The sequence below is a fragment of the Variovorax sp. R-27 genome, from assembly GCF_049913215.1.
Taxonomy (GTDB): Bacteria; Pseudomonadota; Gammaproteobacteria; order Burkholderiales; family Burkholderiaceae_C; genus Variovorax.
The window spans coordinates 6,300,888-6,316,601 of the sequence record NZ_CP183984.1; the positions used below are offsets into that span (position 1 = coordinate 6,300,888).

A 15,714-nucleotide genomic window follows, 5' to 3' on the forward strand; every position below is an offset into this window, starting at 1 on the left:
CGTGGACATCACCCAATTGCTGGCGTTCAGCGTCAAGAACAAAGCCTCCGACCTGCACCTTTCCGCAGGCCTGCCGCCCATGATCCGCGTGAACGGCGACGTGCGCCGCATCAACGTCGACGCGCTCGATCACAAGGGCGTGCACGCCATGGTGTACGACATCATGAGCGACACGCACCGCAAGCACTACGAAGAGTTCCTGGAGGTCGACTTCTCGTTCGAGATCGACGGCCTTGCGCGCTTCCGTGTGAATGCCTTCAACCAGGCGCGCGGCGCGGCCGCGGTGTTCCGGACCATTCCCTCGAAGATCCTGACGCTGGAGCAGCTGAACGCGCCGAAGATTTTCGGCGAACTCGCGCTCAAGCCGCGCGGACTGGTGCTGGTGACGGGCCCCACGGGCTCGGGCAAGTCGACCACGCTGGCTGCGATGGTCAACTACCTCAACGAAAACGAGTACGGCCACATCCTCACGGTGGAAGACCCGATCGAGTTCGTGCACGAGTCGAAGAAGTGCCTGATCAACCAGCGCGAAGTGGGCCCGATGACGCTGTCGTTCTCGAACGCGCTGCGCTCCGCACTGCGCGAAGACCCGGACGCCATCCTGGTGGGCGAGTTGCGCGACCTCGAAACCATCCGCCTCGCAATGACCGCGGCCGAAACGGGCCACCTGGTGTTCGGCACGCTGCACACGTCGTCGGCCGCCAAGACCATCGACCGGATCATCGACGTGTTCCCCGGCGAGGAAAAGGAAATGATCCGCGCGATGCTGTCGGAGTCATTGCAGGCCGTGATCTCGCAGACGCTGTGCAAGACCAAGGACGGCCAGGGCCGCGTGGCGGCGCACGAGATCATGCTGGGCACGCCAGCCATCCGCAACCTGATCCGCGAGGCCAAGGTTGCGCAGATGTACTCCACCATCCAGACCGGCCAGGGCTCGGGCATGCAGACGCTCGACCAGAACCTGACAGAGCTGGTGCGCCGCAATACCATCTCGGCTGCAGAAGCCCGCGGCAAGGCGAAGATTCCCGAGAATTTCCCCGGCTGATCCACAGCCCTTCGGAGCACAGACATCATGGAACGCGATCAAGCCAGCCAGTTCATCAACGACCTGCTCAAGCTCATGGTGAGCCGCAACGGCAGCGACTTGTTCATCACCGCCGACTTTCCGCCGGCCATCAAGGTCGACGGCAAGGTCACCAAGGTGTCGCAGCAGGCACTGGGCGCGTCGCACACGCTGGCGCTCACGCGCTCGATCATGAACGACCGCCAGACGGCGGAGTTCGAGCGCACCAAGGAATGCAACTTCGCGATCTCGCCGACCGGCATCGGCCGCTTCCGCGTGAACGCCTTCGTGCAGCAGGGCAAGGTCGGCATGGTGCTGCGGACCATTCCCGCCAAGCTGCCGACCATCGACGGCCTGGGCATGCCGCAGATTCTGAAAGACGTGTCAATGACCAAGCGCGGCCTCACCATCATGGTGGGCGCCACGGGCTCGGGCAAGTCGACCACGCTGGCCGCGATGATCGACTGGCGCAACGAAAATTCGTACGGCCACATCGTGACGGTGGAAGACCCGGTCGAGTTCGTGCACCCGCACAAGAACTGCGTGGTGACGCAGCGCGAAGTGGGCATCGACACCGACAGCTGGGAAGCCGCGCTGAAGAACACGCTGCGCCAGGCGCCAGACGTGATCCTGATGGGCGAAATCCGCGACCGCGAGACCATGGAGCATGCGGTGGCCTTCGCCGAAACCGGCCACCTGTGCATGGCCACGCTGCACGCCAACAGCGCCAACCAGGCGCTGGACCGGATCATCAACTTCTTCCCCGAAGAGCGCCGCGCGCAACTGCTGATGGACCTGTCGCTGAACCTGCGTTCGCTGGTCTCGCAGCGGCTGGTGCCAACCGAAGACGGCCAGGGCCGTGTGGCCGCGGTTGAAGTGCTGCTGAACACGCCGCTGATTTCCGACCTGATCTTCAAGGGCGAGGTCGGCGAAATCAAGGAGATCATGCGCAAGAGCCGCAACCTGGGCATGCAGACTTTCGACCAGGCGCTGTTCGACCTGTTCGAAAGCCACTCGATCACCTTCGAAGATGCCATCCGCAACGCGGACTCGGCGAATGACCTGCGGCTGCAGATCAAGCTGAACAGCCAGCGTGCGCGCAGCACCGACCTGGCTGCAGGCACGGAGCACTTCGCGATCGTTTGAGCGGCAGTCAATCGATCGTTCGCTGCCACGCAGCGAAGATTCCCGCCGCCAGCGCAACCACCGCCATCGCGGTGAACCCGTCCAGCGAGGCCATGAACGTGGCCTGCTGTTCCAGCGTGCGGTACAGCGTGCCCAGCGCCATGGCATGCGCCTCGCCGGCAGCGTGGCCCGCCGCCGCGAACCCACGGGTCAACGAATCCAGCGCCTGCATGAAGCTCGCGTTCGCGGGATTGGCCGATTCGCCGAGCCGCACCTCATGCAGCGCCAGCCGGTGCTGCTGCAGCGCGATCACGCTCGAGGTCGCGAATGAAATCGCCAGCTGGCGCACAAGGTTCTTCAGCCGATAGCCGTGCGCGAACTCCTCTGCCGCAAAGGGCCTGAAGGTGAGGTTCGCCACCGGCAGCACGACGAACAGCATCAGCAGCCCGCGCAACAGCAGCGGCACCAGCAAGGCCTCGCGCCCCGCCTGCGGCGTGACCCGCGACAGCCACCATGCCGCCAGCGCCGCAATACCGAAGCCCGTGACGATGAGCCACTTCTTGCGGGCCAGCCGCGCCGAGTACTTCAGGTAGACGAACACCAGCAGCCCGGTCGCGAGCGAGGCCGCACCCGTGAAGTAGCCGGTGTTGCCCACGGTGAAGCCGAGCCCGCCTTCCATCATCCGTGGCAGCAGGTAGCTGAAGCCCGTCGAGAGGTAGTAGTAGACAACGTAGAGCGCCAGCCCCACGCGAAACGACGCGTTGCGCAGCGCATGCAGTCGCACCAGCGGCGCGGGGTGTTGCCATTGCTGCCAGCCGAACCACGCGAGCCCCGCCACGCCGGCGATGGTGAGGCCGATCAGCGCTGGCGATCCGGTGAACAGCTCGAAGTGCGAGCGCGTCAGCACCACCTGCAGCGCAGCCTGCGCGAGTGCGAACACCACGTAGGCGACGTAGTGCGGCTCGGTGCGCTCGTGCGGCTCGACGTCGCCGATGTCGGGCAGCGTCCAGAGCACGAGCAGCCCGATCAGCGCCGCAACCGGCGCGGTGCTCGCGAACAGCCAGCGCCAATCGAAGTTGGTCACGAGAAAGGCGCCCGCGATGGGCGCCAGAGCGCCGCCGAAGACGATCAGCACCATGAACGCCTTCAGCGCCTTGGCGCGGCGTGCGGGCGGAATGCCGATCTGGATCAGGATGCGGCAGGCGCCGAGCATCGGGCCGACGAAGTAGCCCTGCACGGCGCGCGCGAGCGTGAGCTGCATCGAGCTGTCGCACAGCGCCGCGCCCACGCCGCCCAGGGCAAAGGCGAACATGCAGACGGCCAGGTAGCGCCGGTAACCCAGCCGCTCGATCCACGCATGCTGATGCAGGATGCCGAGCACCGCGCCCAGCGCATAGGCGCTGGAAGCCCACACGAGTTCGTCGGGCGAGGCGTTGACGCCGCCGGCGATGTAGCTGGCGAAGAAGGCGAACAGCGCGTTGTCGAAATAGTCGATGGCCGTGACGAGGCCGATGGCCCAGGGCAGCAGCGCGGCCGCGGCATTGCCGCGCGAAGGCCACGCCAGAGCCGAAGTGCTCATGACGCCGGCCGTTCCTTGCGGCGCTGTTCGAGCGCCTCCTCCACCGGCTCGCCGGCCAGGCGACGCTCCACATAGTCGAGGTCGCGCCGCAATTGAACCTGTAGCGAAGCCGCCTCCTTGAGCTCCCTGCGGACCTGCGCCACGCGCGCATCGAGCGTGCCCAACTGCTCGGTGAGCGTTTCGCGCAGCGTCTTGAGTGACGCATTCGACAGCCGCGGGCGCCCGCCTTCGGCCGGCGCCTCCATCGGCTGCTGCAGCATCGTGGTGATGGCTGTCAGCGAAAAACCCAGCGAGCGCATGCGCAGCACACGCGCCAGCTTGTCGAGGTCAGCCTGCTCGTAGAGGCGGTAGCCGCCCTCGCTGCGCACCGGCACCACGATGCCCAGCTCCTCGTAGTACTTGAGCGTGCGCGGCGTCACGTCGAGCCGGGCCGCTGCATCGCGCACGGTAATGGTCTTGGCGGGGCTCGGGTCGGTCATGGTCGTGGCATTCTACTCAAACCTGTACGTTCACGTACAGGTTGAGGTCATCGCACCTGTCGCGGAATGGCTTTAAGCTGTCGTCCCATGAGCAGCATCAACACCCGCACCTACGAATCCGTCCCCGCGCAGACAGTGGCTTTCCTCGGCCTCGGCGTCATGGGCGGCCCCATGGCAGGCCACCTGGCCAAGGCCGGCCACAGCGTCACGGTCTACAACCGCACACCCGCCAAAGCACAGGCCTGGGCCGCCGAGTTCGGCCCGCCCGGGCGCCATGCCGCCACCCCGCGCGAAGCGGCCGCCGGCGCCGACATCGTGTTCTGCTGCGTCGGCAACGACGACGACCTGCGCTCAGTTGTACTGGGCGACGACGGCGCTTTCGCCGGCATGAAGAAAGGCGCCGTGCTGGTCGACCACACGACCGCCTCGGCCGACGTCGCGCGCGAACTCTCCAAGGCCGCGCAGGCGCTGGGCCTGCATTTCATCGACGCGCCGGTCTCGGGCGGCCAGGCCGGCGCGCAGAACGGCGCGCTTACGGTGATGTGCGGCGGCGACACGGCGGCGTTCGAGCGCATCAAGCCCGTGGCCATGGCGTTCTCGCGCGCAGTCACGCTGCTGGGCGAAAGCGGTGCCGGCCAGCTCGCGAAGATGGTGAACCAGATCGCCATCGCGGGCCTGGTGCAGGGCCTGTCTGAAGCCATCGCCTTCGGCCAGCGCGCCGGGCTCGACATGGAGGCGGTGCTGGGCGTCATCAGCAAGGGCGCGGCCCAGAGCTGGCAGATGGAGAACCGCGGAAAGACCATGATCGAAGGCAAGTTCGACTACGGCTTCGCGGTCGACTGGATGCGCAAGGACCTGGGCCTGGTGCTCGACGAGGCCAAGCGCAACGGCGCGCGCGTGCCGGTGACGGCGCTGGTCGACCAGTTCTATGCCGACGTTCAGCAGGCCGGCGGGCGACGCTGGGACACGTCGAGCCTCATCATTCGACTCAAATGAAAAAAGCCCGCTGATGCGGGCTCTTTTCATTGCGACGCTGCTGCCTGTTTGTCAGCGCACCGGCGAGGTCGTCGCGTTGCCCGAAGGCTGCGTGGACGTGGAGCCCGACGCAGGCAGCGGCTCCATCGGCGGCAGCGGCACGCGCGAGGTGGAAGAAGAAGACGACGACGAAGGCGTGGACGGCGAGGCCGACGTCACCGGCGCCGGGCCCGTACCGCCACGCTGCGCCGCAGCCTGGTTCGCCGCCTGGCTGGCTGCCAGGTCCGCTTCGCTCACGATCTCGACCACCCGCACCACCTTCACCACGCCCGAGATGCCGCGCGTGATTTCGGTGGCACGGTCGGTTTCGCGCCGCGTGGCGATGCCCATCAGGTAGACCGTGCCGCGCTCGGTCACCACCTTGAAGGAATTGGCGAAGATGTCCTTGGCATCGAGCAGCGAGGCCTTCACCTTGCCGGTGATGTAGAGGTCGTTCGAGCGGTCCTGGAAGGTGCTCGAGGCGCCGATGGTCAGTTCGTTCACCACCGAGCGCACGTTCACGATGCGGCTCACCTCGTCCTCGACGCGGCGGCGGTCGGCATCGCTGCCCACGGCGCCGGTCAGCAGCACCTGGCGGTTGAAGCTGGTGACGCTCACGTACATCTGGTCGTTGGCGATATCGCGCACGCGGGCCGCGGCACGCAGCTCGATGCCCTGGTCATCCAGTTGTGCGCCCGAGCTGCGGCGGTCGGTGGCCACCATGCCCACGCCCACCACGGCCGCGCCACCCACGACGAGCGGCACGCAGGCAGAAAGGCCTGCAACCAATGCGGCGCCCAGTGTCAGGGCAAGGGCGAAACGCTGGGTCGATGTCGTCTTCATGGTCGTCATGGTCATGAGGAAGCTTCCTGTTCTCCGAGTAACTGGGCATCCACGCCGTCGCACAGGCAATGCAGCGCGATCTGGTGGATTTCGTGGATGCGTGCCGCACGCTCGTGCGGCACGCTGATCTGGACGTCGGTTTCGCGCAGCGCGCGGCCGATGGCGCCGCCCGAGCCGCTGCTGCCCGCGCCCGGAGCCGAGGGCACGCCCGAAACGGCATTGCCCAGCAGCGCGACCACGGTCATATCGCGCTCGTGCGCTGCAGCCACCGCGGCCAGCACCGACGCGGACTGCCCGCTGGCGCTCAGAGCGAGCAGCACGTCGCCGGCCTGGCCGAGCGCACGCACCTGGCGGGCAAAGCGATCGGCATCCGCAGCACTGGCGCTGTCGGCCTCAGGGTCGGTGGTGTCGCCGGGCAGCGCGATGGCACCGAGTTCGGGCCGCTCGCGTTCGAAGCGGCCCACGAACTGCGCGGCGAACTGGGCCGCCAGCAGGCCAGACACGCCGGCGCCGCAAGCCAGCACCTTGCCGCCGCTGGTCACGCAGGCCAGGATGGCCTGCATCGCTTGAGAGATGGGTTTGCTGAGGACCGGTCCGGTCTGGTATTTGAGGTCGGCACTATCGATGAAGTGCTGCTGAATACGTTGCTCAAGCATGAGGCGGGATGATAACTGGGGGTTGTGAAACAAGACGTGTGAGTTGTGGAGCCCTCGGCAGGGCTTCAGTTCCCCATGCGGGGCACTTCAGCCGGCATCGAAGGCGCCTTGAAGCCAGGTGATTTTCTCCTCGACCAGCACCACGTCGAAACGGCATGGCGGCACCACGCGCAGCCGGCTCAGGTAGTGCTGCGCGGCGAACACGATGCGCCGCTGCTTCAGCCCTGTGATGCTGCCGCCCGCGCCGCCGTGCGTGCCGGCGCTGCGCTGACGGACCTCGACGAACACCAGCGTGCCGCCTGAGGAGCCGCGCGGATCGCGCATGATCAGGTCGATCTCGCCGCCGCCGCGCCCGGGCGTCCGATAATTGCGCGCGAGCAGCAACAGGCCGGCGTCCCGCAGGTAGTCGAGCGCGGCGTCTTCCGCCGCATCGCCCCGATGCTTCGTTGTGGTGGTCTTCATGGCTCCCTGCCTGCAATCTTTTTTTGTTCGTTCGTTCCGACGGAGAAACCTCTTGGCTTCACTCGCCCCTGCTTCTTTCGGCGCCGCCCTCGCGGCCGCGCACGACGCCGCGGGTGCGCAGCATTATCCGCAGGGCACGCTCTACGTGGTCGCCACGCCCATCGGCAACCTGGCCGACATCACGCTGCGCGCGCTGCACGTGCTCCAGCTGGTGGACGCCATCGCCTGCGAGGACACGCGCCACACCCAGAGCATGCTGCGCGCCTACGGCATCGACCGCCCCGGCGCGCGGCTGCTGGCGGTGCACCAGCACAACGAAGCCGAGGCCGCGCAGACCGTGGTCGCGCGGCTCGCGCAGGGCGAGCGCATCGCCTATGTCAGCGACGCCGGCACACCCGGCGTAAGCGACCCCGGCGCGCGACTGGCCGCAGCCGTGCGCGCGGCCGGGCAGCGCGTGCTGCCGCTGCCGGGCGCCAGCAGTGTGACCACGCTGATCGGCGCGGCAGGCCTCGTGGCGGATGGCGGCAGCGACGGTAATTCCAGCAGCAGCGCCTTCGTCTTCGCCGGCTTCCTGCCGAGCAAGGCTGGCGAGCGCGACACCGCCGTGCAGGCGCTGTCGCAAGAGCCGCGCGCCGTGGTGCTGCTCGAAGCGCCCCACCGTATCGAGAGCCTGGCGCGTGCACTGGCCACGCTGGGCGAGCGCCGCATCACCGTCGGCCGCGAGCTCACCAAGCAGTTCGAGGAAATCGCCACCGTCGCGGCCAGCGCCCTGCCCGAGTGGTTCAGCGCCGACCGCGACCGCACGCGCGGCGAGTTCGCGCTGGTGCTGCACCCCGTGGCGGTGAGCGGCGACGGCGGCGCGGAAGGTGAACGCGTGTTGCGCCTGTTGCTGGCCGAGCTGCCCGTGAAGACCGCGGTGAAGCTGGCTGCCGAAATCAGCGGCGCGCCGCGCAATACGCTGTACGAGACCGCGCTGCGCATTCGCAATGGCGCGGAAGAAGCCTAGGCGTCCAGCTCGGCGTAGCGCCTGAAGATGCCGTCTTCGTTGAACGCAATGCGGCGCGGGCTCTGCAGGTAGTCATGCACGCGCTGGCGGCGCCTGACGTTGGCATGCAGCTTCTCGACCGCGGGCGTTGCGGCCAGCGCCCTGGCCGTGGCCTTCGGAAATGCGTAGTGCAGGCCGTCCACCAGTTGGAACAGCGACAGGTCCGCATAGGTCAGCACATCACTCACCAGGTGCAGGCTGCCCGCGGGGTTGCGCTGGAGCACCCGCTCGAACCAGTTCAGGAACTTCGGGATGCGCTCGTCACGAAAGGCCCGTGCACGCTGTACGGCTGCGTCGCGCTGGTCTTCGTAGTAAGCGCCAACCGAGATCGGATGGTGCGTGTCGTGCGCCTCGGCCACCACGTCGGCGATGGTGAGCTGCAGCTGGTGCGTCCACAGCCCGTCGGATTCGCCCACGCCAGACAGGCCGAGCCGAGGCCCCAGGTACAGCAGGATCGCGGCGGTCTGCCCGACCACGATGTCGCCATCGACGAGAAAGGGCGGCGCGAACGCGGGGCGCGCACTGTTGGGGTCGTCCAGCCGCTCGCCGAGGGCTGACTCGCCTCCGCCCTTGGCTTCAGGTAGCCGCGCCACGTCGACATAGTCAGCGCCAGCCGCCTCGAGCGCGAGCCGCACGAATTCGCCGCGGCCCTGAATGGTGGGCCAGTAATGGAGTTGGTAGGGCATGCGGCCATGGTGTCACGAGTGCGGGGACCATGGCAACCGTGCGCGTGTGCTCGTGTCAGCGCAGCACCGTGCGGCTAAGAACGCTTCGTCACATCGCGCTGTTGAGGATCGTGTCCTCAAACTCCAGCTGCTCGAAGTTGCTGCCCATGAAGTCAATGCGCTCACCGCGCAATCCAACGGCTTTGATCCGCGTACCGGTGCATTCGAGCAGCTTGACTTCAGACCAACGACCCTGATCGAAGCTGACCTCGTTCAAGCTGCATTGCATCAAGCAACTACCACTGAGGGTGCTTCGCTCGAACTCGGTGTACTCGAAGACACAGTTGACGAAGGTGCAGTCTGAGATCGAGATATCGCCGAAACCGCAGCCACTGAAGACACAGTCGGTGAACGTGCAGGCAACCCACCGGGCCTGATGAAAAGTCGTGCCGGTGAAACTGCTACCGAAGAACGCTGACTCGGTGAACTGGGCCAGATCGAGGTCAAGACCGACGTAGGCAGAACTATCTGCTTGTCCAACCAAGCCGGCCGGGGCACCACCCGCGCCTTTGCGCCAGAGGTCGTGGTTGAGGATGATTTCTTGCGAACTCATTACGGTCTGTTCATTCGTGGCTTTGCTGGCGAGGAGGCCACTCGATGCGCGAGAGCTGAACTGTGGGAGAGCGAGCATTCCAGGCTTCCAGGCAAGCCTCGCTGCAGCACGGCCACCAGCCGAGCGGCCCGTCCGCAATCAACTCGCCACAGCCCACTCGACACCAGCGGGATTTTTGAAGTGTCGAGCGTGCCCGCAGGTAATTGGATCTTGTGCTTTGCGATTTTTTGGCAAGAGGGCTCAAACCCGTCTCAGGTTGATGTGATTCCTTCATCAGACTCTCCACCATCATTAGCGAGAGATTGCATTACCAACATCAGACGATTTGACCCATCCAGAAGACCTTACTTTATAAGCCCCTCCACCATATCCAAAATAGTGATCAATATAAGAAAAACCATCTTTTTTCTTAATGACCGCCACAAGATCACCCTTCCATAGAAAATCGCGCCTAGAGTCATTTATCTCGAGCTTGCCGCCATTTTCATTGCGATAGCTTGTATTTTCTTTCAAGACGAAAATTCCAAAGGCAGTCTTTTTTTCCTCTACAGAAAATCTGTTGGCATTTTTTTCATTTGATGAAAAGAAATCCCATGGAAACAATCTGCATCCTGCACTTGGAAATTCAATTTGAATCCTCCAATCGTCGCCTGCTCTATGAAGATAGCCATTTGCTTTGGCATGAAAATATTTACTTCTCTCTTCTGCGAATATCTTACGCTTCGCGTATTTCTTACTCTGCCCTGCAGTTTTGAAAGTAAATTTGCACTCAAGCGATTTTTCATCCGCGCGCATCACATTCAAGTAAGACCCGCTAATCTTTCCTGCTTCTTCGAAGGCAACAAGCTCGCCATCCGAAAAATAATAAAGTATGCCAGCCCAAGGGCTTCCGCACCACGCAAGACACAATAAGATTGCAATACTTTTAAAACCCCTCACGATTACTCCAATTAATTCATTTGAATTCTTCGTATTTGTTTTTCATTTTTTCCGGATAATCCGGATTATCCTTCCTCCAACTCCCTCCATTATATTTTGACGTAAACCCTTCCCAATCTTTGTTGTACAAAGCTGCTATCGCCGATCTCTTGTCTCTCATTTTTAAGAATGAAACAAACAAGCGACATTGACCTTCGATGGACTCCATGCACGCATTTGCAATTTCAGACGGACTGGAATAGCCAAACTCAATATAGGGTTTCGCGACCACTTGGAACGCCCCCCAAGAACAAGCGCATATCGCTGCATCCCTATCCAGCAATGCAGCTTTGACAAGTCTTTCGTATTGGAATATTTCGTACCTATCCCCTGTCGATAGTCTTTTGCCAAACTCGACTTCCCCAAATGCTTCTTTCTCAAATCCGCCGTCATATCCGCCTCTCTGCGGGTTGCAGATATCTGGGAATTTCGCATACGGATGTGATTTTGGCTTTTGGCCTTTTGGTGGTGCGGGAGGAGCCGTCAAAGCATAAAATATGTGCCTCTCGAAAAGAATTTTTGGCAAACCATTGACGGTGAATCCGCTCCCACTAGACTCCACACTGACGATCGCCTTAATCGCTGCAACTTCAATCCCTGGATCACCAGTCTTGATGATCTTCATGGAAACCAATTCCTTGTCTAGTTCTGCTTTCATGGATTGAAACATTGCATCACTAATATCCAATGATCGCGGATAGTTCAAGCGTGAGCCCAGCACATTCATTGCGACGGTATGAGGCTTTCCTATCTCAACGGCTTTGTAATGGTGCTCGATTTCAATTTTTGTTTTTGCTTTCTTGGTTCTTGGATCTATCGTCACAATTTTCTTTTTGATTGGACTGTCCTTCAGCACTTTTCCGCTCTCCGTCACAACCTGCTTGGACGCAATGTAAGGGGCCAACTCTCCAGTCAATCGCTCCACGGTCATGACTTCCCCCTCCTTGACGCTGGGGATATTCAAGTCCTGCTCCAGCTGCTCTTCGGCATCCAGTTTTGTAATGGCTTCGAGGTGGTATTCAGGACTCTGGATCGTGTAATTGTTGACATCCAGCCTAGGCGTGACGGTGCCCTTGAGGTCCAAATCGCCGGACCGTTTCTTGACGTAAATCTTGATCGGTTCGCCACGCTTGGCATCAGGCCAGATCGCTGCGGTGCCATCCTCACCGGTGATGGCGATTTCGCTTTTTCCGCCTCCCTCCATCTTGACGTCCAGCCCTTTGATGCCGTGCTTGACCGCATCCACGAACACGAAGGTGACTTCCACTTCAGGATCACCGGGCTTGCGCACAACTCCGACAGGGCCAGGCGGCGCCAGTTCGGAGGGAGGAAGGACATTGCCAGCAGTGCTTGGCTTGCCATCAGTTGGCGTATTGGAAGTTGGGTTAGCCATTACCAGGTGCCTTGGTTCTCGTGGCTCTGCTTGGCGTCACTGCCATTGGCCTGCTCGTGGTCATATCCGTGCTCATGCACCGTCCAATCGCCCGCCCCGATTTCGCAGCGCACCTTGGTTGATGTTTTCGTGCGGACCTGAGCAGTCGTCTCGGACACGTTGCCTTGCTGGATCAAGGTCTCATCCGGTAGATAGATTCGGTACGGCTGGCCTTGCAGCACTGCGGCCATTGGGGCGTAGTCGACCAGCGTGGTGACATCGAATTTCTGAACGTACTTGTGCTCCTCGTCTTGCTTGATTTCCGCAATGGGAAGAGTCGCGAAGGGCGCGGGCAGATTCTTCGGCCCTGCATAGCTATGGGTGCCCGCGTGCTCACGCCAAAGGCCTTTCGTCCCATGCACGATCCCCGAGGCGCTCCACTTGGTGAAGCTGCTGCCTCCATTGATCAGGATCTCTTCCTTAGCGGTGATGCTGATCTTGTTGGCCTCCAGCTTGATGTCGAGCTTGGCCAGCAGGTTGATGCTGTTCTGCAGGGCGACGATGTCTATGCCGGCGGTAGCGGCTGTCAGGCGGATGGCCTTGTAGGCGAAGAGGCGTGCGGCCTCCTTCACGCTGACCAGGAAGCCCTTGCCTGCGCTGATGCTGGTATGGCCACCGCTGCTCAACGCGTTGTGGGTGATGCTGGCGATGTGGGTGGCGCCCGCCGCGGTGCTCTGGATGCCGGCCGCGCTGGCGAGCACGAGGTGAGGTTCGCTGAGTTCCGGAAACGCGCCTTGCTGCGGGCCACCATCGCCGCCCTTGCCCTTGATGGCGTCGTTCTGCTCCTTGAGAACCGTCGTGACCGCATCCTGGTCGCCCGCTTCGTGCGCCTTGGCTTCTTGGGCAGTTTGGCTCTGGCGTTCGTGCAGATCGCGTGCGGCTGTCAGGCGCGCCACGGTCTCCCCCAGGTCTGTGATGTGCGCCTGCGCATCGGGTCGTGTCTCGGTGGAAAGCAACAGGCCCCTGGCGGCGCGCACTGCGGCATGGCCATCGGTACGCAGTTCGGCGCCCTCGCCCCGGTCGTCCTTGCGGCCTGCCGTGTCATCGATGCGACCGATGTGGCCAAGGCTCAGGCTGCTGCTGAGGTGGTCGCTCTTGAGTTGCGCCTGGATCTTTCCGGGGTGGTCGTCCAGCGCCAGATGATTGCCGCGTGCTCCGCCCGTACTGCCCGAACCATCGTTTGCGCTGAGCTCGCGGCTGCGAATGCCTGAGAGATTCGTCTGTTCGGGCAAACGCCACGCCGGCATGTTCTCTGCGTTGAACACGCGTCCGGTGATGATGGGGTAGTCCGGATCGCCACCCAGAAAATCGACGATGACTTCATGGCCGATGCGTGGCAAGGCCGCTGTGCCGAAGGTGTCGCCGGCCCAGGACGTGGACACGCGCACCCAGCAGCTGGAGTTCTCGTTGCGCTGGCCGAGGCGATCCCAGTAGAACTGGACTTTGACGCGGCCGTACTGGTCGGCCCATATTTCTTCATTCTTCGGGCCGACCACGATGGCCGTCTGCGGACCACGCGTGCGAGGCTTTGGCGTGGTGCGCACCGGTCGCCATGCGTAGCTGACTGGCTGCGCTTCGAAGGCAAAGCGCTGGACGGAGCCCTCGCCGGCATTGGCACCTTCGCTGGCCTGGAGGTTTTCTTGCAGCTCGTATTCGACGCTGGTCAGAAGGTACTTCTGGTTTTGGTCGTCCCTTGGGTGGCTGGCGAGCTCGAATGTGTAGCCTGGCGCGAGCTCGCGCCGGTTGGAGCGCCCACCCGCAACACAGTGCGCACTCAACTGCTCTTCGGTTCGAATGCGCGTATAGGTCTCTCCGTCGTCGTGCTGCTTGTAGCCGCCGGGCCATGCGTACAACTCGAAGTCGTCGAATGCATGACCCGAGTGCGTTTGCAGCTGACTCGAGAGGTCCGCCCTGGGTTTGAGGGGGTCGTATTCATTGGTGAAGTGAAAGCCGGAGCGGACTTCTTCGCCGCTCTTCCATTCGTAGATGCGCTCGTTCGGCCTCGGGCCTCCTCCAGTCATGCCCGCCTTCTCCAGGGGATGGAAGCGCACCGTCTCGCCACCGGGCAGCGGATCGTGCGATGTGGCGATGTCGTCCGCGAACACGAGCACCTGTTGCGAGGCCTCGTGCCTGAAGTAGTAATAGATACCTTCGTGTTCGCACAGGCGCGAGATGAAGGCGAAATCGGTCTCGTCGTATTGAGTGCAGTAATCCCACGTGCGGTAGCTGCGGCTGAGCTTCTGTTCGGAGGGAAAGCCGTAGCGCTCCAGCACTTCCATCACGATTTCGGGAACACTCCTTGATTGGAATACGCGGAAATCACTGCGCCTCGTCGCGAGCCACAGCCAAGGCCGCAACTGAAGGCGATAGAAAGAATGCCGGGCGTCTTCCTGCTGAAGCCCGAAGCCTGCGGCGACGCCGCCCAGGTAGCGCGTGCCGCCGCTTTCCGTTTGCACCGCCACGGTGGCGGGCTTTCCGAGCAGCAGTTTCGGATCGATGCCGTTGCTGCTGCCCAGCAGGTCGACTTCGAAATCGTAGAGCCGGCTCAGCGCCTCACGACCGGCAAGCCGATGGAATTGCAGCGCCGCTCCCAGCGGCGTTTGAATGGTGACGCGGCGGGTCATTGCACCGCCGAAGACGCAAAGACGCACGCCGGGCGAACATGCCAGCGCGTGCCATCGAAGATGGACATGGATCCTCCCTGAAATCGCTCCGCTCTAACGGCGGTAAGCTTTGTCAGAGTATGTAAGTGCCTGGAGCTTTCCAGCAGGCAGCAATGAGAAGTGCCTGCGAATCCGTGAACGAATACACGCGCCAAAAGTGGCTTGCGTGCCTCGGCGGGAACGTTGGTTTCGAGTGTTTACTAGTCGGTAGTCGGATCGCCCTCGGGCGCATCCGAAAAAAGAGCGTCTCTCAACAAACCCCAAGAGCTCTGATCGGGCGCGCAGATCAACCCGCCAGTGACATGGTCCGGCTTGTACGGCGACCCGTCGAAATGAGCGCTGTAGCCGCCTGCCTCTTCATGAATGAGCCAGCCCGCGGCGTGGTCCCAGGGCATCAGCTTGTAATAGAGCAGCGCGTGGCAATGGCCCGCGGCCGCCATCCTGTATTCATGCGCAGCACAACGCATCCAGAAGTTCATGGCGACCTTCGGCAAATTCCGGATCACCGTCGAGCGCATAGGCTGCGGAAGGAAGTTGGTGCCAGCCACCACGTGCATCTGGTTGACCGGCACAGGGAGAGCGACCTTTATCTCCTTGTCGATCAGATCGGCCCCTTGCCGCCAGGCACCGCCCCCGCGCACTGCGAATGACGTGTCGTCGCAGACAGGGTCATGGATGACGCCCATGACAACCTCGCCTCGCACCGTGGCCGCGAGCATGACGCCAAAGAGAGGAACGCCGGAAGAGAAGTTCTTCGTTCCGTCGATGGGGTCGATGATGAACGCGAGGTCGGCCGTTGCGATCCGCGACAGCACGCCGGGGTCGCGACCAGCCGCCTCCTCGCCAATGACGAGCGCGCCTGGATAGAGCTGAAGCAGCCGCTGCGCAATCTCGCGTTCCGCAGCCTCGTCTGCATCCGTGACCACGTCGAAGGTGGAGGACTTTTCTCTCGTGCTGCTGGCCATCGAGCCATTGAAGCGCGGCATGATCTCGGCGCGCGCGACTTCGGCCAGGATCTTCCCCACGATCACCGCGTCATGGCGAGTGAATGTTTTCATGCAGAGGCATTTCTCCGGGGAAAAATGAAAAAGGCCGGA

General features: G+C 62.8%; 15 protein-coding genes. 4 read left to right on the forward strand and 11 right to left on the reverse strand.

All coding sequences use genetic code 11. The features are described from left to right. The first annotated feature begins 1 nt into the window (after nucleotide 1). Nucleotides 2-1,045 carry a type IV pilus twitching motility protein PilT gene (locus tag ACN9MV_RS29530; protein ID WP_007833310.1) on the forward strand — a complete coding sequence of 348 codons (1,044 nt, stop codon included), beginning with the start codon at nucleotides 2-4 and terminating at the stop codon, nucleotides 1,043-1,045. A 27-nt stretch (nucleotides 1,046-1,072) separates the two neighbouring features. Next, the gene (locus tag ACN9MV_RS29535) at nucleotides 1,073-2,209 is read left to right on the forward strand and encodes a PilT/PilU family type 4a pilus ATPase (protein WP_093057686.1); all 1,137 of its coding nucleotides are present in this window, start codon (nucleotides 1,073-1,075) and stop codon (nucleotides 2,207-2,209) included. A 7-nt stretch (nucleotides 2,210-2,216) separates the two neighbouring features. Here ACN9MV_RS29535 and ACN9MV_RS29540 read toward each other — a convergent pair whose 3' ends face one another. Together ACN9MV_RS29540 and ACN9MV_RS29545 are read right to left on the reverse strand one after the other, a co-directional pair. Beyond that, nucleotides 2,217-3,767 (reverse strand): MFS transporter, encoded by a 1,551-nt coding sequence (locus ACN9MV_RS29540; protein ID WP_426390598.1) that lies wholly within the window; start codon nucleotides 3,765-3,767, stop codon nucleotides 2,217-2,219. Next, on the reverse strand, nucleotides 3,764-4,246 hold the full coding sequence (locus tag ACN9MV_RS29545; protein ID WP_093057688.1) for a MerR family transcriptional regulator: 483 nt from the start codon (nucleotides 4,244-4,246) through the stop codon (nucleotides 3,764-3,766). Before ACN9MV_RS29545 ends, ACN9MV_RS29540 begins: the two co-directional genes overlap by 4 nt. Nucleotides 4,247-4,333: 87 nt before the next feature. Here ACN9MV_RS29545 and ACN9MV_RS29550 point away from each other — a divergent pair, with 87 nt between their 5' ends. Then, complete coding sequence (locus ACN9MV_RS29550; protein ID WP_426390599.1) at nucleotides 4,334-5,242, forward strand: NAD(P)-dependent oxidoreductase; 909 nt, start codon at nucleotides 4,334-4,336, stop codon at nucleotides 5,240-5,242. Between the two features lie 51 nt (nucleotides 5,243-5,293). Here the strand turns inward: ACN9MV_RS29550 and ACN9MV_RS29555 are convergent, their stop codons facing one another. From ACN9MV_RS29555 to ACN9MV_RS29565, 3 genes are all read right to left on the reverse strand, one after another. Next, on the reverse strand, nucleotides 5,294-6,118 hold the full coding sequence (locus ACN9MV_RS29555) for a BON domain-containing protein (RefSeq protein WP_177192832.1): 825 nt from the start codon (nucleotides 6,116-6,118) through the stop codon (nucleotides 5,294-5,296). Beyond that, nucleotides 6,115-6,759: an SIS domain-containing protein gene (locus ACN9MV_RS29560; RefSeq protein WP_426390600.1), complete on the reverse strand. Its 645-nt coding sequence runs from the start codon at nucleotides 6,757-6,759 to the stop codon at nucleotides 6,115-6,117. Before ACN9MV_RS29560 ends, ACN9MV_RS29555 begins: the two co-directional genes overlap by 4 nt. A gap of 87 nt (nucleotides 6,760-6,846) precedes the next feature. Beyond that, nucleotides 6,847-7,221 (reverse strand): YraN family protein, encoded by a 375-nt coding sequence (locus tag ACN9MV_RS29565; protein WP_093057691.1) that lies wholly within the window; start codon nucleotides 7,219-7,221, stop codon nucleotides 6,847-6,849. Between the two features lie 52 nt (nucleotides 7,222-7,273). Between ACN9MV_RS29565 and rsmI the strand changes: the two genes are divergently transcribed. Continuing rightward, a complete protein-coding gene (rsmI, locus tag ACN9MV_RS29570) occupies nucleotides 7,274-8,227 on the forward strand; it encodes a 16S rRNA (cytidine(1402)-2'-O)-methyltransferase (RefSeq protein WP_426390601.1) in 954 nt (317 codons plus the stop codon). Here the strand turns inward: rsmI and ACN9MV_RS29575 are convergent. The 6 genes from ACN9MV_RS29575 to ACN9MV_RS29600 all read right to left on the reverse strand — a co-directional run bounded on the left by ACN9MV_RS29575 (nucleotide 8,224) and on the right by ACN9MV_RS29600 (nucleotide 15,675). Then, complete coding sequence (locus tag ACN9MV_RS29575; RefSeq protein WP_093057693.1) at nucleotides 8,224-8,952, reverse strand: glutathione S-transferase; 729 nt, start codon at nucleotides 8,950-8,952, stop codon at nucleotides 8,224-8,226. The genes rsmI and ACN9MV_RS29575 overlap by 4 nt on opposite strands. A gap of 88 nt (nucleotides 8,953-9,040) precedes the next feature. After that, complete coding sequence (locus tag ACN9MV_RS29580; RefSeq protein WP_258352667.1) at nucleotides 9,041-9,544, reverse strand: pentapeptide repeat-containing protein; 504 nt, start codon at nucleotides 9,542-9,544, stop codon at nucleotides 9,041-9,043. Nucleotides 9,545-9,835: 291 nt separating this feature from the next. Continuing rightward, the gene (locus ACN9MV_RS29585) at nucleotides 9,836-10,483 is read right to left on the reverse strand and encodes a hypothetical protein (RefSeq protein WP_426390602.1); all 648 of its coding nucleotides are present in this window, start codon (nucleotides 10,481-10,483) and stop codon (nucleotides 9,836-9,838) included. Between the two features lie 16 nt (nucleotides 10,484-10,499). Then, nucleotides 10,500-11,915, reverse strand: a complete 1,416-nt coding sequence (locus tag ACN9MV_RS29590) for an N-acetylmuramidase family protein (RefSeq protein ID WP_426390603.1) — start codon at nucleotides 11,913-11,915, stop codon at nucleotides 10,500-10,502. Continuing rightward, entirely contained in the window at nucleotides 11,915-14,578 is a 2,664-nt protein-coding gene (locus tag ACN9MV_RS29595; protein ID WP_426390604.1) for a type VI secretion system Vgr family protein, read from the reverse strand. Before ACN9MV_RS29595 ends, ACN9MV_RS29590 begins: the two co-directional genes overlap by 1 nt. 239 nt (nucleotides 14,579-14,817) lie before the next feature. Then, the gene (locus ACN9MV_RS29600; RefSeq protein WP_426390605.1) at nucleotides 14,818-15,675 is read right to left on the reverse strand and encodes an inositol monophosphatase family protein; all 858 of its coding nucleotides are present in this window, start codon (nucleotides 15,673-15,675) and stop codon (nucleotides 14,818-14,820) included. Between the last annotated feature and the right edge of the window lie 39 nt (nucleotides 15,676-15,714).